Here is a 22,583-nt window from a genome sequence, read left to right as displayed (position 1 = left end):
CGTCATTTACGCGTTCCAGTTCCAGCCCCAGCGCTCACTTCGGGGCTGGCCTTTGTCATCATACGTCTGTACATCCCCTTTCTTCTGCGACCAGTCTGTGAACGTTGCGATAAGTCGCCCTCCACTGCCAACCAGCGCCAGCCGATCGCCCTCCAGCACGGTACAGAGCCCTCCCGGCAGGTCATCGGCCCAACTAAGCGCATTGAACACATCGGTTCCTTTTTCCTTTGTTACCTGACAGCGCCATCCCCGGTCTTCATCAACATTCAGATCAATGGACCTCTCTTTCCCCTCTTTTCGCTTAAGCGTTACGTTGGGCTTCGGCCAGTGCCCATCATGCACAGGTAGCGGCGCGGTGGTAATGGGGCCAATGATTTCAGGCAGCCAGCGAACCTTCGCTTCTTCTCCTGAGCCGTCCGCGTTCCTGACGGGAAACAACTGCGCTTGCAGCGTTGTCCAGTCCGCTGGCAGGCAGTCGGTATAGTGAAATTTATAGATATAACCGATTGAGCCATCAGGTAATTTATTCTTTATTGGCGAATCCGCCATGTAAGAATGAAAGCGCAATTGCGGATAGCGCGTCGTAGCCGTTATGTCATCGCGCTGCGGATAATAAACGCCTGTCAGCCTCCCCAGTTGCTGATTGGCTAGCGGTGTTGCCACGTCATTGACGGGTTCAAACACCAACAACAGGTGAAAGGTACCGCCCCCCGGTCTGACACGGGGCGGTTCTTCCCCAGGAGCCGTTTTCTTAATCGGTTCCAGAGGTTCAATCAGTAAATCGCGGGAGATATTTTCACTGGCTTGTACCACGCTACTGCGGGTCAGCGTGATGGCGTGTTCTTTGTTTGACTGCGCGAGATCGTACTTATCCTCAATCGCCATCCGCAAAGACTCCCGGGCAATGGCCAGATGCCGGTACGGCATGCCAATAAAGGTCAACCAGTGCGATTCACCATAGTCGCTGAGCAACAGGCGGCGGGCCTTGCAACCTTCCGCGTTTTTCAGCGCAATGGGCAACACCGACTTTATTGGCAATCCAGTCGTCGCCTCTGTCGTTTCCCACGGCGAATAACGTTTGACGGTGGCCCATTGATCGCTCCCAAAGGCCATGACCTGATCAAGCACCTGCACTCCCCAGAGCATTGCCGCCGTCCCGTCCCACTGGCCTTTGTGCCAACTGCACAACAGACGGCGTGACGCGTTCGCGTCGCCATTTTTCTCGATACGTTTTCCCTCTGCAAAATGCAGGGAGAGGAGAAAATCAGTTCCCGGCGGGATCTCGATGACGAAATCAAACGGAACGCGATCGTCGCCTTCTTCCCGGCGCCCGAGTAACCAACTCTGCTTATCCTCGCTGAGGGGAAATTGATCGCTCAACGTCCACTTCTCGTGTGGGTCAAGCATCCGACGGATACGGATCTTCGCCATTATCCAGTAGGCAAAAACATCGTGTCCCGTCGGGCGGACGATGATGGCCGTCTGCACCACTTTGGCATTGCTGTCGGTATCGTAAGTCAGGCCAAAGGGACGCTCGACCTCGATTCCCCAGTTCATCTCGCGCTCAGGCACGACCGGCTCGCCCAATTGGGTGAACCAGCTACTCCCAGGCAGAAAAAGCGTGACCTTCTTCGCATCATCCACGCGCTGCCCTGGCCCTGCGTGGAAGATGGGATTGGGGCCAATTTCATTCACCGTGGCATAGCGCGTGGCTTCGAGGTCAACGTCGAAGGTTTCCCCGACGCCGCTGTACTGCGTCAGCGCCGCCGTTCGACAGAGCGCGTCGTTCAGGCAAATCAGCGCCCCGTTTGCACTGGTACGGATCTCCGCTGGCTTTTCCTTCTCGAGCGCCATGACCGTGCGGACCAGCGGGATCGTGGTATGGACCGTCGGCGGGGCCAGCCGCAGTGAGGGATCGTGCCAGTTGATACGTGCGGGCACGACGGTGCCTTTAGCGACAATCGTGTTCTCAAGATCCTGAACCGCACTGGTTTTCAGCCAACGGCGATAACGCAGGATCGGGCGCATGACGCAGGCGAAAAAACGCGCACCGTGATAGCCGGGCATTCGCAGTCGACAGAGGAGCGCCGGTTCGGCAAGTGAGCCAAAGCGCCAGTCTGCGGGTGTTGCCGCACGGCTGGTTTGCAGAATATGGTTCTGCGTTTCGCGTAAAGACGAGGTGCCAGCAAACGCTTCGGACCACTGCTCCAGTTGAGTGTTGTCACCCAACCGCTTGGGCAGCGCCAGCGGGTAGCCCGTCCAGTGCCATTCGTGTCGCTGAATCAGAAACCCCTTCAGCCCGTTCGCGTCGAACCCCTTCTCCGTTGCCAGATAGGCGACGGTATCTGACTCTTGCGGCACAAAACGGAGCGCCTGCTGAATCTCTTTTAGCGCCCTGCCCGCACCGTCGAACAGCGTTATTGTGTCAGGTAAACACTCAAACAGGTGCACAACGGGTGAAAACCCCCGGTGTGACGCCTCGCTCCAGGTCGGGTGTGTCTTGTCGTTATTATCAGTGGCAAAGTCTGCCATCCGGATATCTGGCCCTGGGATAAAGAATGTCGTTGGCACCAGAGACCAGAGGGTCACGGTGGCAATCGTTCCCGGTTTCAGGATGAGCGTTATCGTGCCAGTATCCGTACCCTTTGGCGGCAGGACGCGTGATGCGCTTCCGGCCTCAACGCGCAGTGTGGCTGGCGTTAAAAAACCTCGTTCTGTGAGGTATGTTGGCGTGACGAGGTAATCGACTTGCGGACCATCATCAAATTTCACTCTCACCCCGATAGACTTAACGGCGGGATGGCGAGGAAGATCGACCACATCCTCAGGCAGGTTTTTGCCTGTTTTACGCAGTTTCTTGAGTAGTGTGGCACGCTGGGCTCTGAGCGTTGCACTCTTCCCGAGGTCGGGTTTGAGCAATTCCAGGCAGATGTCGGCTTCCATCCACTTTGTCAGTACCTGTTCCGTGGCATCGGGCGGGGTCAACGTCAGCGTGGCCGCCGTGAGCGCGCTGCTGTTCCAGTTGTTTTTTCCGTCGCAAATGACAACAACACGGGGGCGCCTGCCGTCTGCCACTTTCGGGTGTTCACCGGCCTGCGCCCGATCCGCCGCTAAGCCTTGCTGATCCCAGGCGCGGGATTCCCCTTCCATCAGCCAGGGATCGACGGCCTTCTCTGTGGACTGCACGGTGACGGCACCTGGTGCTACCCGGCACAAATAAAGATAGCCCTCACCGGGTAAGAAATTCAGTTGGCTGGCCGCTTTGAGCGCACAGGGATTGTCACCGCTGCGAAAGTTCTCCTGCAGAATCTGCCCGCCATTGCCGATTGCCGTTCCGGTTACCCAATAGCGGAACCCATAGGCTAGCGGAGGGAGTCGCCAGGGAGAGGTATAGATATCCGAGTTTTCCTGTGGGTCTTTGGGCCAGCCGAAATCGAGACAGTCGACGCCGTCTTTGAGGCTCACCGCACCGCTCAACGGCGCGCCCGAATAGGCAAACGCCACCACTTTGCGACCGTTCTGCACGGTCGCCCCCACGGTGTCGTGAAAGCGCTGTGTGGGCCCTTTCCGCTCTGTGTCCGGCAGCCACGCCCCCTGCACTTTCAGCGCCGTGTCCGTCAGCCACGCGCAGCCTAATTTGGGGACGATACTTTCCTTCCCCATGGCCATGGCGACGGCATAACCGCGAATGTCCCGATCGTCATAGGCCCCGTCCGGCGGGCAGATTTCAACCGCCAGATCGCGCTCCTCGCCCAGACTGATAACCTTTTGCGCGCCGGGTAACTGCATTTGCTGCTGTAGCGTCTGAAGTACTTCACTGATACTGGCATTCTGCGTGTCCGGCGTTGGGCACTCCACCAGCAACGCCAGCATTTCCTGATAGCTGTCACTCAGAACGGTGGCCTGAGTTGAAACATCTCCGGCAATCCAGGACTCGATGCCGGCGTGCAGTGCTTGTGTTGCCGCTGGCGCTTTTATAGACAGATGGAAAAACCACCAGCGCGCCTGTAGTTCGGCCATGCCGGGGTCTGAGTAATGCAACGATATCAGTTGATACCACTCGATAAAGTTGAGTGTTGGGTTGTTAGCATCTGGCTGATGAAAATTCACCGCCACTGCCGCCAGCCATGAGGTCATCATTATCCGTCGGCCATCGGCGGTACTGAGCATCATCCCCACGTTTAGCGCAAAGCCCGTAATGGTCTTACTGCTATCGTTGACAAGGGGTTGCAATAACCGATGTTCACCCGTCCCGGGGTTATTAATCGCCTGCCTGAGTGTTTCCCAGACCAGGGTGTTAGCGTCCCAGGTCTCGATCGAAATCGCCACCGGGTTGCTGCCCTGAAGGCGATCCCAGAACCAGAAATGCCGAATCGACTTATCGCGTATTTCAGTACACAGATACCCAGGACCTAATGCGCGGTTCAGCAGTTGATGTTGTTCAATGCCTGGTTGCCATTCGCCATTGCCTGTTTTGGCATTGGCCGCTTCGGCATTGAGTACGTGAGCCAACATGGGCAACGGTGCCAGAACGGCATCGGCCAGCCAGGCGCGCATCCCCATTTCCGCTCGTTCGGCGCTCTTCAGTGTCGGCGTTAGCGTCACGCTGTCGGCGGGTTTGATCTTTTTCATCACGACAGCAAAGGCGGGCAAACCCGAGTAAGGCTTATCTTCTTTCTCCGCCTTTGCCTCGTAGCCGATCGTCACTATCTCGCCCTTTGTGTCGGCACTCACAGGGCTAAAGACGATGTTCTGCCCCTTATGAGTCATCGTGAATTCCGGAGCACAGGCAACAGGGAGTGTTGCATCGTCAAGGGTAAAGCTGCGGGTCATGCCCAGCATATCCAGACTCACGCCAGCAGGTAACAGCGTCAGGGGGGCAAACAGGTGAGGCAGACTGATTTCACCAGGGCTGGCCTGGGCCTGCGCCATAGCGGTGGAAAACGGCAGTTTGCAACGGCTGCACTTTTGCCCGATTTCGTCCGCCATTTTTTCCTGCAGATTCTGCGGATCGGTCAGCACATTGGTCGGGACCGGCGTGGCGAGGTGAAATTGTTTATCGGTAACTATCGCCCAGCCGGTAATGCGCATTTGCCAGGGCCAGAGCAGCGAACCGACGGTGTCAATCACCGTCTGTCCGTCTATGGACGGGACACCAACGGGAAGTTCTCCCGTCGGCATCACCCAGTTAACTGAGATTCGCCGTTTCGTATCCCCATCCACCAGCCCTTCATCATTGCCATGCATCATCCAGCTAAACGTTGTTAATGACATAGACACCTCACAAATCCTGTTCCACTGTGCGGGAAATATGCGCCGTGTAGCACCAGCAAACTTCGATATAAATATCCAGATGTCCGCGCCCTTTCATCTGTCCGTTTCGGTGCTCGACCTGCACCAGTAAATTCAGATAAGCGGTCAGATAGCCCAGTACCTTCGCGCTACCGGTCATTTGCACGCCGGCGGCAAAAAAGTTATGCGATGCGTCGGAGGAGAAACCGGCTTCGACAAACAGTCGAATGGCATAATGACCCTCGGCGACACCCGCAAGATTGAAGGTTTTCGTCGAGACCAATGCCACGCCAATCGATGCCTCATACTCCGCTGTGAGTTTGCCGTCCTTATTCACCGCGGCGGCCCGGGTCGTTAGCCAGCCGCCACCGCCATAGACGCCTATCTGCATGGACACCGGGGAGGCTTTTTCACCAATGCCAAAGTAAGTTTCAATCTGCATCATCCCGTCGTTCATATTCAGCCGGAACCCGGAAGCCAGCACAGATTTACCCAGAGAGACGCCGCCATACTCCAGCGGACCAAACGCCTGTTTCTGGCTCACCGACGCCCCCGTCGGGATCCCCGCTTTGTTTTTGACGATTTCCACATACGGAGGAACGTCTGGCATCGCGCCCCGTAATACGTCGCCGATAAATTTCAGCGCGGCGTGTGGTTCGATATTCTTCGGGTCGAGATCGAACGTGAATCCGCTGGCTTCACTGTACTGAATGCGGGCATCCGCAAAGGTCACCAGCGGTTGGCCTGAAAAGTTGAGGATCCAGTCGCCGCTGAACAGCGCCTGCGTGCGGCTTCTGGTCGCGTCACTGACGGAGATATCGACATCACTGGTGGCCACCAGCTTTGGTTTACGGACATCAAGGCTCAGCGGCGGGATTTCAAACAGCGATTCTGTGCTCGTAAACTGATGATCAATAACCGCTTTGATACTGGCGCTACGCGTTTTGGCATCGATATGATGGCTGATACGAATGGCATCATCGGGCAAGTCCGGCAGTTTGAACTTCTTGAAAAAGTTTTCAAAATCAATCGCCGTATTGCGAACGATCTGCGAGAAATCAACGCCCCGAAGCGACGCAGGGACAATGTTGCCGTTCAGTTCACAGGAAGGGATCGTCAGCCCCAGTTCTTTAATCCCCGCGTCGGCCTCACGGAGTCGGGCGACAAACGGCGATGTTTCAATCTGGTCTTTTAGATCGTCGAAAACATATTCAATGTTGTCGGTACGAATAGTCAGTTGCGGAAGCTGTGGCGGATCTGAAAGCAGCTTCATCAGCTTTATGGCCTGACCGGCTTGGGGAAGTGCCCCGGTGATGCCCGTATTCGCCTGCTTTAACGTCGCGTCGATCGCCTTCGCGTACTCGCGACTTTTTTGATCAAACAACCGCGTGGCCCGATCAACAAACTGTTCGCGTACCTGCCGGGTCGTCTCGGCTAACTGTTCTTGCAGTTTGTTCGCGACCTCAAACCATTGACCGGCGTCAGACAGCCCCTCAATCAGCGCCCTCACGTCGAGTCTGCGCCGCTCAAGCTCCGCCTTTACGACGGCGGCGTTGTGGCTCAAAAACGCGGTGGCCTGTTTATTAACCTCGTCAAAGCTGGTGGAGAGTGTCGAAACCGCGCTATCGATGGAAATAAATTCCCGGTTCCAGTGGTCAGTCAGGGCGGTTGAAAATGGCGAACGGTTGGGGAAAGCAGGTACAGCCAGAGTCTGGTTCAGTGCCTCCAGCGCTGTGACAAAATCCGCAAATTCTTTATCAATCGGCTTTTTATCTTCAATGTTTTTAACCAGCGCCCGGTATGCCGCGCATTCCTCTTGCCACTGCGGGAAGAACGTTTGCGTGGCATTGCCGAAAAGGTTGCCCTGCAAGGTGTCGATGGCGGCGAGTACCGATTCCAGCGTCGTTGTCGTATTACGCATTGTCTGCCAGTCGAACTTCTCCAGCAGGCTGAGCGTATCATCCAGTGGAGTGAGTACCGCCGGGAGCAGCTTTTGCAGTTCTGCACGCTGGGCATCCAGCTCGCCGATGTTCCTGATTTGTTCTGACACATGACTGATGGTCGCGCTAAATGCGGCAACCGCCCGTTTCAGATTGGTCAGCGGCAGCGTGAGCATATCGCGAAGATGCTGAGGCCCCTGCCACTGTGCAGGGAATTTTAACGCGCCAATGGCGGTACTGAGTTCATCAACGCTCTTCATGCCGCCACTAAGCATGGTCGTCATCGTGCGACAATACGCGTCGACGGCCAGAAGCAGCGCATCCCGATCCTTTATACCCAACAGATCCTTATACGCCGTATCCGCACGCGTAATAATCTCTCTGAGCGCTGGCCACAGGGCGGCAATGTTGTCGGGCGCTTTCGCACAAAAGAGCCGTAAATCGGCGATGACCGCTTTTGCACCGTTCAATGACTCAGCGGAACGTCTGAGGAAGGCCTGTACGGGGAGGCTGAGATAACGCTCCTCCAGCAAGGACTTTACGCTATCCAGCGCAAGGTTCGGATCGTGGATCGCAGACAATGTTGTCAGCAGGCTGTCTGTTGCCGCGTGCCCCTGAGCACAGAGTTCATCGATCATCTGGACCGATAGCGATCGCGCCAACCCCAGGGTCTTTTTGACGTGATCAAGGGTTTCGCCCTTCCCTTGTGTTATATCGCTAACCTTGATGTCCAGACGGTCACTGCATTCTTTAAAGACGTCATCCACCTGTGTGAGCAGACGCTCTTTGAACGTCTTGACGTTGTTACCCTCGTATAGCGCCCAGAGTTTTTTGGCATCCTGAAACAGCGTCTGAAGCGTCGCTTCCAGACTTTTTAACTCCGCGCTGTATGTCGCGTGCTGGATCAGCGACGCAATGTTTTTATCCTTATCATCCGGTAGTGTGCTCAGATCCACCCTGCGTGTCGCGAGCGTACGTTCAATCTGCATTGTGCGAATACTGGCGACCAGCTCTTCTGTGCCACGGCCATGAACAATGTCAGAGACGCCCTCCGGGCGTAGCGGCATCGAAAATCGGGGATTGGTCAGCGCCTGTAACGTCAGGCTGGGAAGCTGAACAGGTTTCAGAAGCTCGCCTGTCTCTGGTCGAGTCATTCTGCCAAAGCTGTAATTCTCGTCGCAATCGATGGCTAACTGCGACGCCCAGGTGTCCGTATCCGCCCCGGCCCCGACTTTTGTCGTAGTAAAAAAGTAGAGATGCTGTGGCTGGTCATGCCAGTGTTGCGTCAGTTCATCCCCTCCGCCCCGCGCAACCGGACCTGCCCACGGCTTAACGTAAAAACCGGAGCTGTCCAGTTCGTTAAACAACGGGATTTCGTAGCCCTCATCCACGTCGTGTCCCCATGAACCATTGACATAAATGCGCTGCGTGGCGAAATGAAAGGCGTGCAGGCATCCCGGCTTATTATTCGCCGCAGACGCTTCGCCGTCGAAAAGGCGATACGGTTCGAGGATCTCAATGTACTCTTCCATTTTGCGCAGCAGCGGACGCCCTAAAAATTCCTCATCTTTCTGCTCCCCGGCAAATTGTGCGCCGGGTGCGGTGCTGCGGGTATAAACCACCACGTGACGCGCCTTATTCCAGACGGTGGCGATACGGCCATAGCGCGTTTTTACCAGCCGTGACAGCTGACCGTTTTCAACGCTGGCATCGAACTGCGTGCGCCCCTCGTCAAAGGCCGCCTGTACCGCGCCGGTTGCACCGAGTACCGAGAGCGTCAGTTCCAGCAGGCGAACCTCTTTCGTGACCGGGGTGTGTAACACCGCCATCAGTTCAGAGGCAAACTCAATGGAGTACAGCAGTCCAATGGGCAGCGAACGTGCAGCGGCAGGACTGTCTGGCAGGCTGTCCACATAGTTATCCAGCGCGATACGCTGGGAATCACTCAGCGATGCCCCTTCGGGAAGGGGCCAGACAGCGGCTGCCCCCTGCTTTTTGCCACGCAGTGTGGCGCTCAGACCTTCCGTCAGATCCAGCTTGCGCAGCGGGTAATTCGCCTCTTTCAGCGTGAACCGGGCGAGACGATGGATGAAATTTTGCCGGGCGGCGAGATGGTGAGTTCTCAGCGTGGTAATACGCGTTTTCAGGTCACCCATTTCTTTTGCCGCGTGATGGCGAAAATAGGTTTCCAGTAGCGGACTCATAGCAAAGCTCTGCTCACTGACCGGCAAGGCAATCGCGGGTTGACCCAGCGCGCTGGCTATCTCGGAAACAATCACCGTGCGCTGTAATTCCGGCGTGCGCTGATAGGTCAACTCCAGCGGATACACCATTTCGCTCACCATCCGCGTCAGTTCGGCATCCCGCAGAACGGATAGCGTGTCGCCAGGATGTACGGTATAGCGGCGGTCCACGCGAGAAGGACGCACCGTCAACTCGGTGCGACGAGAAAAGCGAAACGGAATCGGTTTATGTGGATCGATGGGGCTGGCCTGCCCGACAGGACGAAAACGCTCCCCGCGAACCATCGCTTCACCCACCGCCTGCGGTGGAAAATTCAGCGAAACGCTCTCAATACCGAACCGCCACTGTGCCCCGTCAGGATCGTCACTTTTCCATTGCGCAATAATATTACCGGCCTCTTCCGCCAGCGTCGGTTGTTGTAGTTGCGAGACAATAAACGGCGTGTGACTAATCTGAATCGCGCTCCCTTGCCGGGGAGTCAAAATGCTCTCCGCCTGTTCCAGCGTGACGGTCCACGTCGTATCCCGCCCGGGCTGCCCGCTTTCACACACGATCTTCAGACTGGCTTTAGCCTGCGAGTCGGCGATCGCAATGCCCTCACCGCAGTTGGCGCTGAAATAATGTGGTTCATGCCCCGCTTCTTCCGCCGTCATGTTGCGCAGGGCTGAACGATGCAAATTTGATTCCGCCAGTACCGGCGAGAGACTGACGCTGTCCAGTTGCAGCGTCAGTTCGTAGTACATATCGAAGGTGTCTTTTTTCAGAAACAGGCTGACCACATGCCCGGACGTCGCCAGGTTCAGCGCCAGCCCATCAAAATAGACCGTTTTTTGCGATGCCTTCTGTAGCGGTAATGTGGCGGTGAGCACAGAAAAACCCGGACGCTTTGTCGATGGCGCCCAGCGAAAAGAGGGATTCTGGCGGGAATCAAACGTCACGGCGACGACGCCATTCACATCAAATTTTAGCTGGAGGTCGTTATTCTTATTGAACATTGGTAAAAGACTGACCCGATCGCTGCGTCTACTACGACGCCAGCCCGCTTCAATGCTTTCCATTAAGTCTTGCCAGGCGGTGGTGAGTTCTGACATTGCAACCTCCAGGGAATAATGAAACTGCGGTATCAGCCGAACGCGTCACGCTTATGGCACAATCTCCCAGTCCAGCTCCCCATGTGGAAATGACCCTCCCGGATCGTTCTTCCCGCCCTTTCCGCTGCTTTTGCCGGGGAAATTCGTCAGAAAAGCCACCGGTGTAACGCCCAGTCCCATTAGCTGAAAATTGTTAAGCATTGGGCCAGTATTAATTGAGAAGACATCAGGCTGCTCTGACGTCCATTCCGACTGTCCAGGAAGAAAGGAAATCTCAATTTTTAAACGGGCAGAATGACCGTCGGAAGAGGTAATTTCTACGGTGTAACGTGTGCTCATGGTTTCACTCCTGAACCGGCCGGATAGCCGTATTTATGCGTTTTACACACTTCAGGATAGTGCAGTGAATTTCAGGGGGACTCTAAGAGAAAAAGGTTATTCCGGCAGAGGACATCACACTGAGGCATTAATCTGTTTACCCTGTTCACGAATATTCAGAACAGGGTAAACAGCGGCAATAATAACCCGGCGACGTGAGCGTCTTCAGAGTAAACTCGCGATCCCCGGATCGTCGCCCTCAATCGAATAATAACGAGGAAGATTGGACGGTCGATAATCCGGATTGGCGTTCATTAAATTAACCACCGATTCATGTACGCTGATGACGCCCGTCATTGGCCGCGGAACCGGTTGACCAAACGGGGGCATTGCGCCAATTTTGAGTTCACGCTGATGATCTTCTCCGGTCCAGACCAGACGAGGTAGCCATTCGGCAAACTTCCACCCCAACAGCATGGAGTCATGAATAGCAGGGAATCCCCGCATGCGAATCGACAGTTCCTTTTTAGCACGGGAAAAATCGATGCTCAGTCCAGCGCGCCAGGCTTCACCCAACATCCAGCGAAACGTCGTCAACGCCAGTTGCGACTGCGGTGGCGGATAACCACCACCAACGTCGGAATGCACCCCGGCAAACCACACCTCTTTTAGATCCGTTTTCATATCATCATTTTTGCGCCAGAGATGCTGGCGAAAAAAGCAGCGCCGCTCGTCAATGGACACCGCATGACGGACAATCTCAACAGCCGGGTTGTTCGCGGTATAAGGAATGATGACCGGATCGTAAATCCAGCCCACCGACTTCACCGTATCAAACAGGCCAAGGAAATGGACGTTCACCCGCCTGCCAAAGGTAGACTTGAAACGCGCCTGAAGTTTGAAGTCTGGCGTATGATTCTCCCCGGTTCTTGCCAGCAGCATTGCCCACGCATAGTCAAAGAGATGCGCCTGATAGCCTTCAACAATACCCGCCGTGTGAATCAGCGCCGCCAGCGCTCTGGCAGCATAGGCACCACGGGAAAAGCCGAACAGATAGATTTCATCTCCCTGACGGTAATTCTCTGCCAGGAAGTGATAAGCCCCTTCGACGTTACGCTTGAGTCCCCAACCAAACGCCAGTCCGCAGATCCGCGAAGGCAACTTTTGCCATTCAAAGAGCGTCTCCTTAACGCCAAACGTCCCGACGCCCTGATCGTAATAGGTCAGCACGTCCTCGCGCTCTTTAGGCAGTGAGCGTAGCAACCGAATGACATTCGTTGGTTTATGACTGAAGCGATTGCCCGTGCCATCCAGAAAAATAACGAGTTGTCGTCCCATCGTAACCTCCACTATTTCGCTGCCGATATGCTGTGGCTAAGGAGAGAGTAGAACGCAACGTGTGATCTGAAGGGTTGTTGGCGATCAACTCTACGGCGAATGATCAATAAATAACGGCGGAAATAAGCGTCAAAAAATACGCTGATTATTACCCGGCGTAAAAAATAGGATTTATTACATAATGATGAAGATTTCTTTCAAAAAATCACTCATGTCATTTCATGAAATTGAAAAACAGCGAGATGATAAAAGATACCATTCGTCATCTTGCGCGGGTTACTCATTCCTCTCAACGATCAAAAGGATGGACTATACTTTTCAGAAGTCGATTAGTTTAAAAAGTCGCTTAAAAAGGATTTTTTTTGCTACTTTTGGCTATATCCATAATTATTTCAGGTCTACTTCGCCTGATTGCATGAAAATATGGCTTAAGGCATTACACTATTTCATTAATGTACCCATGCTACATTTCAGGTGTTCTGTGCTTTAGATTCATCTTACTATCCCGAATGTGCATATGACCCAGGCCGCAATGTCGTTCGCTAACCACTGTAAGGATCTGCATCATGGAGATGTATCTTAAAAGAATGAAAAACGAATGGGAGGCACTGGTTGAAAACACCCATCCTCACATTCGCCAGCTTGCGTCTGAGATCGCAAAGGCCCATGCACATACCCTGAGCATTGAGTTCTATCGTGATGTTCTCACCGATCCGCATGCAGAAGAGTTTTTGAGTAATGAACAGGTTGAGAGACAGCTAAAAAATGCCCTCGAACTCTGGATTATCAACGTTCTCTCCTGCAAGGTTGACGATATTGACCAGCTTATAAAAGATCAACATACGGTTGCTGAGGTGCATGCGCGTATAGGTATTCCGGTTGAACTGGTTGAAATGGGTTTCCGGGTTCTGAAAAAGATCCTCTACCCCATCATTATTGATGGTCACCATGATTCAATTGAAAAATTACAGGTTTATCATTTTTCTATAAACAGCATCGATCTGGCAATGGAAGTGATGTCCCGCGCCTTCTCATTCAGTGAAAGTACGGCCGCCAAAGAAGATGAAAATTATCGTATTTTCACCCTGCTGGAAAATGCGGAAGAAGAGAAAGAGCGACAAATTGGCGCCCTGCTTTCATGGGAAATGGACATTATTTATAAAGTGTTACTCGATTCCGATCTGGGCAACAGCCTGCCGCTGAGTCAGGCGGATTTTGGCCTGTGGTTCAATCACAAAGGTCGGCATTATTTCAGTGGCATTGCTGAAGTTGGCCATATTTCACGCTTAATTCAGGATTTTGACGGCATTTTTCATAACGCCAACGGATCAACAAAAGCGCTGAACAATAAAGCGGCGCGTGTGAAGTTCCTGCTGCAAATCCGCAATTCCATTTCGCAGATAATCACCCTGCTGCGCGAATTGTTTGAAGAAGTTTCCCGCCATGAGGTGGGGATGGACGTGTTAACTAAATTACTGAATCGTCGCTTCCTGCCGACCATTTTTAAACGTGAGATCGCCCATGCTAATCGCGCCGGCACTCCACTCTCGGTATTGATTATCGACGTCGATAAATTTAAAGAGATCAATGACACCTGGGGTCACAATACCGGTGATGATATTCTGCGTCGGGTTTCTCAGGCTTTTTATGATAACGTACGCAGCAGTGACTATGTTTTCCGCTACGGGGGCGATGAATTTGTTATCGTTCTTACCGAGGCGAACCAAACCGATACGCTGCGCACTGCCGAACGTATTCGCAGTCGCGTCGAGAAAACCAAAATTAAATCGCCGAATGGCGAAATCATTCCGCTTTCACTGTCAATTGGCGCCGCCATGTTTAATGGTCACCCGGATTACGAGCGCTTAATTCAGATCGCAGATGAAGCTCTGTATACGGCAAAAAGACGAGGCAGGAATTGTGTTGAACTCTGGAAACCAGCTTCCTGAGAAATATCCGGATGCAGAGGTAAAAAATGAAGCTAACCGACGTTGAAGGCTCCGGAGACAGCATTTTCTTTCCTGCTCTTGAGCAGAATATGATGGGGGCGGTATTAATTAATGAAAATGACGAAGTCCTGTTTTTTAATCCGGCAGCGGAAAAGCTCTGGGGATATCGTCGTGACGAGGTGATCGGTAATGGCATCTCGATGCTCATTCCCCATGATTTACGCCCCGCTCACCCGGATTACATTCGGCATAACCGTGAAGGCGGCCAGGCGCGTGTCGAAGGGATGAGCCGGGAATTGCTGCTGGAACGAAAAGACGGCAGCAAAGTCTGGACGCGTTTTGCCCTGTCAAAAGTAAACGTGGCTGGCAAGATTTTCTATCTGGCGCTTGTGCGAGATGCCAGCGTAGAGATGGAACAAAAAGAACAGAAACGTCTGCTGGTGCTGGCGGTCGATCATCTCGACCGCCCGGTGATTGTGCTCGACCCTGCGCGCCGCATTGTTCAGTGTAACCGCGCCTTTACCGAAATGTTTGGCTACGGCATTACCGATGCGTCGGGTCAACAACCGGATGACCTGCTCAATATTCCCGAAGAGCCGTCGGATAATCGCCTGAGACTCAAACAGCTACTCTGGAAAACGACCCGCGATCAGGACGAATTTCTGGTGGTCACCCGTGCGGGCGAAAAGATCTGGATTAAAGCGTCTGTCAGCCCGGTTCATGACCCGCGTCGTGAACTGCAAAACCTGGTCATGACCTTTTCTGATATCACCGAAGAACGGCAGATTCGCCAGCTTGAAGGCAATATTCTGGCGGCAATGTGCACCAGCCCGCCGTTTCACGAAATGGGTGACATTATTTGCCGCAATATCGAAGCGGTATTGCGGGATACGCATGTTTCGCTGTATGCCTTGAAAGATAACGCCCGTCAGTTCTGGGCCGCGTCATCAAAAGAGATCGACGCGAAGGATTTGAGCGTCTGGACGCTCACCATTCGTCAACGTGATGGTGAGCCGGCCGGGACGCTATTAATTAAAACGACAAAAGGGAAAGAGACCAGCGCCTTTATTGAGCGCGTGGCAGATATCAGCCAACATATGGCGGCCCTGGCGCTGGAACAGGAGAAAAGCCGTCAACATATCGAGCATCTCCTGCAGTTTGACCCGCTCACCGGTCTGCCCAATCGCAATCACCTGCACGCCTATCTCGACGATCTCATTGTTGGCGCAAAAGCCTTCTCGCCGGTGGTGTTTCTCATCAGCGTCGATCACTTCCAGGATGTCATCGACAGTCTTGGCTACGCCGTAGCCGATCAGGTTTTGCAGCAGGTTATCAATAAAATTCGCGACCGGCTCAGGCCCAATCAGTATTTAAGCCGTATCGAAGGCACGCAGTTTGTGTTGGTCAGTGACGACCACGAAATGAGTAATATCACCCAGTTTGCGGATGAACTGATCAATATCGGCAGTGAAGCGACACTTTATGACGACAAGCCCTTCCCGTTGACCTTCAGCATCGGGATTAGCTATGAGGCGGGACGAGAACGTGATTATCTGCTTTCCACGGCCCACAACGCGATGGATTTCATTCGCAAAGCGGGGGGTAACGGCTGGCAGTTCTTCAACCCAGAAATGAACCTCGCCGTAAAAGAACGTCTGCAACTGGGCGCGGCGTTGAAAAATGCCATTGCCAATGACCAGTTGCGGCTGGTGTATCAGCCGCAGATCTTTGCCCAGACCGGCGAGCTGTATGGTTTCGAAGCGCTTGCGCGCTGGAGCGACCCGGTGCACGGTCACGTACCGCCCAATCGTTTTATTCCGCTCGCTGAAGAGACGGGCGAAATTGAGAATATTGGTCGCTGGGTGGTCAGAGAAGCGTGTCGCCAGTTGGCGGAATGGCGCACGATGTCGCTGACCATTCCGACCCTGTCGGTGAACCTCTCCGCCCTGCACTTTCGCAGCAATCAACTGCCGGACCAGGTATCGGAAGCGATGGTGGAATTTGCCATTCCGGGCGATCAGCTGACGGTCGAAATCACCGAAAGCATGATGATGGAGCAGGATGAAGAGATCCTCAGGCGCATTGAGATCTTACGCAACATGGGCGTGGGACTGTCGATCGATGATTTCGGCACCGGTTTTTCCGGCCTCTCCCGCCTGGTCAGCCTGCCCGTAACGGAATTAAAAATTGATAAAACCTTTGTCGATCGCTGCCAGACCGAGAAACGCATTCAGTCTTTGCTGGAAGCAATTATCAGCATTGGGCAGAGTCTGAACCTGATGGTAATTGCGGAAGGCGTTGAAACGAAGGAACAATTTGAGCTGTTGCGCTCAATGAATTGTCCGGTGATTCAGGGATATTATTTTTCCCGTCCCATTCCGGCAGATGAGATAGCCACCTGGATGCAGACGGCGCTGCCGTTGAAAATCTGATTCACCGTGATGAGAGGCCCGATGGCGCTGTCGCTTACCGGGCCTCTGGCGTGATGTCATGTATTGGCCGGATAAGACAACGTCTCCTCCGGCAATTCCATCACAACGACGTTACGGCAATTTAAACGATGATACCTGCAAGGCCAGTTCTTCCGCTTCGGCTTTTAAGATATGCGTGCGCGCCGCCGCATCATCAATCAGCGAGGCGTTCTGCTGGACCGTGCTGTCCATTTCCGTCACGGCGAGCGTAACTTCGGCCACGCCCTTGCGCTGCTCTTCTCCCGCCACGCGAATTTCCCCCATTAACTGACGCACCTGACGAACATGCCCCACCAGTTCCTGTAAACGATCGCCGGCATGATGAATTTGCTGGCTGCTGTTATCGACATGAGATACCGACTCATCAATCAGCGCTTTGATCTCCTGGGCGGCGGTAGCGCTACGCTGGGCCAGCGTTCTGACTTCCGATGCCACGACTGCAAATCCGCGCCCGGCATCCCCGGCGCGGGCCGCTTCCACGGCGGCATTGAGCGCGAGAATGTTCGTCTGGAAAGCAATGCTGTCAATCACGGAAACGATCTCAACCATTCGACCCGATGAGGCACTGACGTTATCCATGGTCGAAATCACCCCATGCATGACGTCTCCGCAACGATTAGCCGTTTGCGCCGTACTTTCTGAAAGCTCATCAGCCAGTTGGGTATTACTGGCATTTTGATGTACGGTCGCATTAAGTTGCTCCATCGCGGCCGCACTCTCTTCCAGCGCCGCCGCCTGCTGGGTGACGCGTGATGACAATTCAGTATTGCTGTCGGCAAGGCTGACGGCGTTGCTCGCCACCACCTCACTGCTGCTGCGCACCGTAAGCAGGATGGCGGAAATTTTATCCACGAAAAGGTTAAACGCCTGCGCAATCGCCGAAATTTCGTCTTTACCTCTCACTTCTAAGCGACGGGTCAGATCGCCTTCACCCTGTGCGATATCGTCCAGCGCCCGGCGCGTGTCGTCCAGACGGGCAATCAAGCGGCGGACAACCAGCCAGGAGCCCACCAGCAACAGCGTCATGACCGGGATCAGCACTTCAAGAACATCGCGCATCATCACTTTCGCCAGTCCGACGATGCGCTCTTGCGGCGTCACCAGCCCCACCACCCAACCGGTATCAGCCATCGGGAACAGCATCACGCGTGACGGCGCGTTCAGAATGCCGTCGTTTTCCAGTGCAATGGAGGAGACATCGGTGGTTGCGGTGCGCAGTTTCTGCAAACGCTGCGCGACCGGACTCAGCCACGCGGAAGCCTTCACCAGATCGCCAACGGTTTTGTAATGATCCCGATCGTTTTGCGGGAAATAGAGAATTTGTCCCTGCTTATCGACCACAAAGGCGTATCCACCGGTACGTCCGCCCTGCTGCTGCATAAAGCTGGCAACGTTATCGAGTCGAATATCTGTCGTTGCCACACCGGCGAATTTACCCTCCAGTTGATACGGAATGCTGCAGGTCACCATGTTGATTCCGGAAATAGCATCCTGATAAACATCAGACCAGACGCAGTTTTCCTTTGAATGACCTTTCGCGCCCTGATACCAGCTTTCGCTGTGGTAACCGTTGCCGCCAGGCGCGTTATATTCGTCGGAAAACACCAGCTTATCGTCGTTATTGCGTGCCCAGAAAAAGCTGCGACGCGCAACACCGGGAGTGAAGGCATCGGGCTCAGGCCAGATTCCGCCCCCGGTGATGATCGACTTATTTTGTTCGCCCAGTAAACGCGGCACAACCGCGAGGTACAGCGCTTCGTCATTTGGCAGGACTTCGGCCAGGCGCGACAGGCTAACGGTTTCTCCCTCAATGCGTGACAGGACGCTGCTGAGTTGACGCGTCAGGCCATGCCCGGTCTCCTCGATCAACGCCGTGTTGATTTCAACGACGCGAGGTTGCCCGCGCCAAAGCATAATAACAACAATAACTAACGTCGTTACGGCAAGTAACGCGATCCCCCCGAGTGTCAAACGAGTCGAAATACGTGACGGATACCAGACCATATAAACATCCTTTTATTTCCAGACTAATTTATATTCAGTATCGGCACGTGGTTTTAGAGCTTTATACAAAATCCAATATTGTCTTAAATTAATAATGTGACATTGTCACAAATAGCAAAACCCAGCACTCTGGCTGGGTTTAAATAAGCGCTTAATCTTATTTGCTTAATTCTTTTTTGATTTCGTCTTTGATTTTAGCCAATTCGCTTTGCGGATGTTTTTTACAGATTTCAACCGTTAGAGGAACGGCGGTTGTCACGGTTTCATCGAAAGTGACGTAGTCCCCGCCCTTAAAGTCTTCATCTTCATTTAATACCCAGAAGGCAACCGGTGCCATCGTCTGCGGGTTCAGGTCGATGAACTCCTGGCAGCTCATGCTTTTGGGGGTGACGTCGGCTTTCGCGTCTTTCGTTGCTGCATTTACGCTAACACTGGTCAACAGCGCTGCCACTAAAATACCTGCTGTAGAAAGGGAGAATTTGTTCATTATGATGACTCCGTTAATGATATAAATAACCTCTACACGAGCGCTTTAAACCGTTAATGTAGAACGAGAAAAATAATACCCTTCCCCTCAAAGAAATAAATACATGTACACGTGTTATGGCTGTTATTGATATTTCCCTGTACCGATCCCGATGTTTGCCGCTTATTTCGCCGCGAGAATGTGATCCCGCCTGCGTATCCTGCAGATAAACGCCCTTCCACCTTACCGTTGCACCAAAACTGCACTACGCTGCACAAATGTTGATCATTGGTTAATAAAATCGGCGTCATTTTAACAATTGACGCCCGCAGCGGCGGCGTTTCCGAACATGGCACGCGTCCTGCATTGTTAATTGACTAACAGTGAGCGGACTTTTGACAGCCTGGTAACAGCGAGACGGTGATGACAGCAAAACCTGAGTTACTGACCCGAATTGAACAGACCTTCAGCCTGCATACGCCGAGCGAAAAGCGCGTTGCCAGCTGGCTGTTAACCCATGCGGCGCAGATCCCGTTTGAAACCGCCGACAGCATTGGCAAAGCGACGGGCACCAGCGGGATTACCGTCGGACGCTACCTGCGCAAAATCGGCTACCGCAATCTGGAAGATGTCAAAGCCAGCCTGCGGGAACTGCCGGGCGTTCCCTATCAGCCCTGGGGCATGAACGAGCGTCTGGACTCCTGGCAGCAACAGCAGCAGTTGCCGGACCGCGCACGTCAGTCGCTGTCGCTGGAGATAGATGCGATCGCCCATGTTTATCAACTGGCGCAAGGTGAAACTTTCCAGCGCATTATCCGGCAACTGGCGCAGGCGGAAGCGGTATATGTGCTGGGGATCCAGTCGACGCGGGGTATCGCCAACGCTTTTTTCAGTCACCTCGAGTATCTGCGGCCCAGGGTGAACTATTCCGAAGGGCTCTCCGGCAGTTGGGTGGAGTCCCTCAATTCCGGGTTTGAGAAACCGTATGTGGTGCTGACCGATACCCGCGCCTACTCCGCCATCGCCCGGCAGTATTGCCGCGTCGCCAGCGAGCGGCAAATACCGCTGGCGCTGGTAACCGATATCTGGTGCCCCTGGGCGCGAGATTACGCCATCGACTTACTGCAGGTGAAAACCGACACCGGACACTTCTGGGATTCGCTGGCTCCCGTGAGCTGTCTGTTCAACCTGTTGCTTTCCGGCGTGGCAGAACATCTGGGCGATTCACTTACCGGGCGGTTACAGACCAACCGCCAGTTACAACAAGAATTTGGTCAATTCGAACAATAAACAGGAAACGTGCTATGTCTGAAACTCCGCAACTGGCCGATCTGTCGGTGATTTTTCCGACGCTGGATATCGACCTCAAATACGCGACCGCCGATAACCTGACCGGCGCGCCGATTTATCGCGAATCGCGCTGCCTGCTGCATCAGGATGCCGTCACCGCGCTGGCAAAAAGCATCAGCATCGCGCAACTGGCGGGCCTTTCTCTGGTGGTTTATGACGCCTATCGCCCACAGCAGGCGCAGTCGATCCTGTGGGATGCCTGCCCCGATCCGCAGTACGTGGTCGATGTCGCTATCGGCTCCAACCACAGTCGCGGAACGGCCATCGACGTCACCCTGAAAGACGCGAACGGCAAGATCCTGGATATGGGCGCGGGTTTTGATGAGATGCACGACCGTTCCCATGCTTACCACCCTTCTGTTCCTGCCGCCGCGCAGCGTAACCGACTGTTACTCAACGCCATTATGTTTGGCGGTGGCTTCGTCGGCATCAGCAGCGAGTGGTGGCATTTTGAGTTACCCGCCGCGAGTCGCTATCCGCTGCTGGAAGACTGTATTGCCTGCTTTCCCGTTACGACTACAACGACACACACATCCTTTTGATTCCGGAGCTTCATCATGAAACTAACTCTGCTATTTCGCCCCGCGTTGCTTGCTGTTGCCCTGGCGATGACCCTGCCTGCGGCTCAGGCTGCCGTCCCGAAAGACATGCTGGTGATCGGCAAAGCCGCCGATCCGCAAACCCTTGACCCGGCGGTTACCATTGATAATAACGACTGGACGGTCACTTATCCGTCCTATCAGCGGCTGGTGAAGTATAAAACCGAGGGTGACAAAGGCTCTACCGAAGTGGAAGGCGATCTGGCAAGCGGCTGGAAAGCCTCTGACGATCAGAAAGAGTGGACCTTTACGCTTGACGATCGGGCCAAATTTGCCGACGGCTCCGCCGTGACCGCCGAGGCGGTGAAACAGTCCTTCGAGCGTCTGCTGAAAATCAGCCAGGGGCCCGCAGAAGCGTTTCCCAAAGATCTCAAAGTGGAAGCCGTTGATGCACACACGGTGAAATTTACCCTCAGCCAACCGTTCGCGCCGTTTCTCTATACGTTGGCCAATGACGGGGCGTCGATCGTCAACCCTGCCGTGCTGAAAGCGCATGCGGCGGATGACGCTCGCGGCTTTCTGGCGCAAAACACCGCAGGCTCCGGGCCGTTTATGCTGAAAAGCTGGCAGAAAGGTCAACAACTGGTGCTGGTTCCGAACCCGCATTACGCCGGGCCAAAACCGAATTTTAAACGCGTGTCGGTGAAAATCATCGGTGAGAGTGCGTCGCGTCGCCTGCAACTGTCGCGTGGCGATATCGATATCGCCGATGCCCTGCCGGTGGATCAGCTCAGCGCGTTAAAACACGAAGGCAGCGTTGCGGTGGCGGACTATCCGTCGCTGCGCGTGACCTATCTTTATCTGAACAACAGCAAAGCGCCGCTGAATCAGGCGGAACTGCGTCGGGCTATCTCCTGGTCCACCGACTATCAGGGCATGGTGAAAGGGATCCTCAGCGGTAACGGCAAACAGATGCGCGGGCCTATCCCGGAAGGCATGTGGGGCTATGACCCCTCTGCGCTGCAATATCACTTTGATGAAGCCAAAGCGAAAGCTGAATGGGAGAAAGTCGCCAGCAAACCTACCAGCCTGAGCTTCCTCTATTCCGATAACGATCCAAACTGGGAGCCGATTGCCCTCGCCACTCAGGCCAGCCTCAGCAAACTGGGCATTACCGTGAAGCTGGAAAAACTGGCGAATGCCACGATGCGCGATCGCGTGGGTAAAGGCGATTACGACATCGCCATCGGCAACTGGAGTCCGGACTTCGCTGACCCGTATATGTTCATGAACTACTGGTTCGAGTCTGACAAGAAAGGACTGCCCGGAAACCGTTCGTTCTATGAAAATGCCGAGGTCGACAAGCTGTTGCGCAGTGCGCTGAGCACGACCGATCAGACGGCCAGAACCACGGACTACCAGCAGGCACAGAAGATAGTCATTGATGAAGCGGCTTACGTCTATCTGTTCCAGAAGAACTACCAGTTAGCGATGAACAAAGAGGTCAAAGGCTTCGTGTTCAATCCGATGCTCGAGCAGGTCTTTAATATCGGCACCATGAGCAAATAAGCCACGTTAATG

Annotated in this window: 11 protein-coding genes; 5 read left to right on the top strand and 6 right to left on the bottom strand. The window is 54.0% G+C overall.

What is annotated here, in order from left to right:
- Positions 1-6: 6 nt before the first annotated feature.
- The 4 genes from QQZ17_RS14845 to QQZ17_RS14830 all read right to left on the bottom strand — a co-directional run bounded on the left by QQZ17_RS14845 (position 7) and on the right by QQZ17_RS14830 (position 12,223).
- Positions 7-5,280, bottom strand: a complete 5,274-nt coding sequence (locus tag QQZ17_RS14845) for a hypothetical protein (RefSeq protein WP_152754625.1) — start codon at positions 5,278-5,280, stop codon at positions 7-9.
- A gap of 1 nt (position 5,281) precedes the next feature.
- Positions 5,282-10,567: a hypothetical protein gene (locus QQZ17_RS14840; RefSeq protein ID WP_152404702.1), complete on the bottom strand. Its 5,286-nt coding sequence runs from the start codon at positions 10,565-10,567 to the stop codon at positions 5,282-5,284.
- Positions 10,568-10,618: 51 nt separating this feature from the next.
- Positions 10,619-10,906, bottom strand: a complete 288-nt coding sequence (locus tag QQZ17_RS14835; RefSeq protein ID WP_152404700.1) for a hypothetical protein — start codon at positions 10,904-10,906, stop codon at positions 10,619-10,621.
- 204 nt (positions 10,907-11,110) lie between these two features.
- Complete coding sequence (locus QQZ17_RS14830; protein ID WP_152404698.1) at positions 11,111-12,223, bottom strand: DUF2235 domain-containing protein; 1,113 nt, start codon at positions 12,221-12,223, stop codon at positions 11,111-11,113.
- Positions 12,224-12,789: 566 nt separating this feature from the next.
- On the opposite strand from QQZ17_RS14830, the gene QQZ17_RS14825 reads away from it, so the two are divergent.
- A complete protein-coding gene (locus QQZ17_RS14825) occupies positions 12,790-14,172 on the top strand; it encodes a diguanylate cyclase (protein WP_152404696.1) in 1,383 nt (460 codons plus the stop codon).
- A gap of 26 nt (positions 14,173-14,198) precedes the next feature.
- Positions 14,199-16,604 carry an oxygen-sensing cyclic-di-GMP phosphodiesterase DosP gene (gene dosP / locus QQZ17_RS14820; RefSeq protein WP_152404694.1) on the top strand — a complete coding sequence of 802 codons (2,406 nt, stop codon included), beginning with the start codon at positions 14,199-14,201 and terminating at the stop codon, positions 16,602-16,604.
- 111 nt (positions 16,605-16,715) lie between these two features.
- Here the strand turns inward: dosP and QQZ17_RS14815 are convergent, their stop codons facing one another.
- Positions 16,716-18,647: a methyl-accepting chemotaxis protein gene (locus tag QQZ17_RS14815; protein WP_152404692.1), complete on the bottom strand. Its 1,932-nt coding sequence runs from the start codon at positions 18,645-18,647 to the stop codon at positions 16,716-16,718.
- 157 nt (positions 18,648-18,804) lie between these two features.
- The gene (gene hdeB / locus QQZ17_RS14810) at positions 18,805-19,134 is read right to left on the bottom strand and encodes an acid-activated periplasmic chaperone HdeB (RefSeq protein ID WP_152404689.1); all 330 of its coding nucleotides are present in this window, start codon (positions 19,132-19,134) and stop codon (positions 18,805-18,807) included.
- Between the two features lie 402 nt (positions 19,135-19,536).
- Here hdeB and QQZ17_RS14805 point away from each other — a divergent pair, with 402 nt between their 5' ends.
- From QQZ17_RS14805 to QQZ17_RS14795, 3 genes are read left to right on the top strand one after another with little or no spacing between them, the layout of a single operon-like run.
- On the top strand, positions 19,537-20,403 hold the full coding sequence (locus QQZ17_RS14805) for a MurR/RpiR family transcriptional regulator (protein WP_152404687.1): 867 nt from the start codon (positions 19,537-19,539) through the stop codon (positions 20,401-20,403).
- Between the two features lie 14 nt (positions 20,404-20,417).
- Entirely contained in the window at positions 20,418-21,005 is a 588-nt protein-coding gene (gene ddpX, locus QQZ17_RS14800) for a D-alanyl-D-alanine dipeptidase (RefSeq protein WP_152404685.1), read from the top strand.
- A gap of 15 nt (positions 21,006-21,020) precedes the next feature.
- Positions 21,021-22,571 carry an ABC transporter substrate-binding protein gene (locus QQZ17_RS14795; RefSeq protein WP_152404683.1) on the top strand — a complete coding sequence of 517 codons (1,551 nt, stop codon included), beginning with the start codon at positions 21,021-21,023 and terminating at the stop codon, positions 22,569-22,571.
- Positions 22,572-22,583 lie beyond the last annotated feature (12 nt).

This window comes from Citrobacter sp. T1.2D-1, assembly GCF_950098555.1.
Lineage (GTDB): Bacteria > Pseudomonadota > Gammaproteobacteria > Enterobacterales > Enterobacteriaceae > Citrobacter_A > Citrobacter_A telavivensis.
The sequence above is the reverse complement of the archived record's forward strand: the minus strand, read 5'-3'. Positions and strand labels throughout refer to the sequence as shown.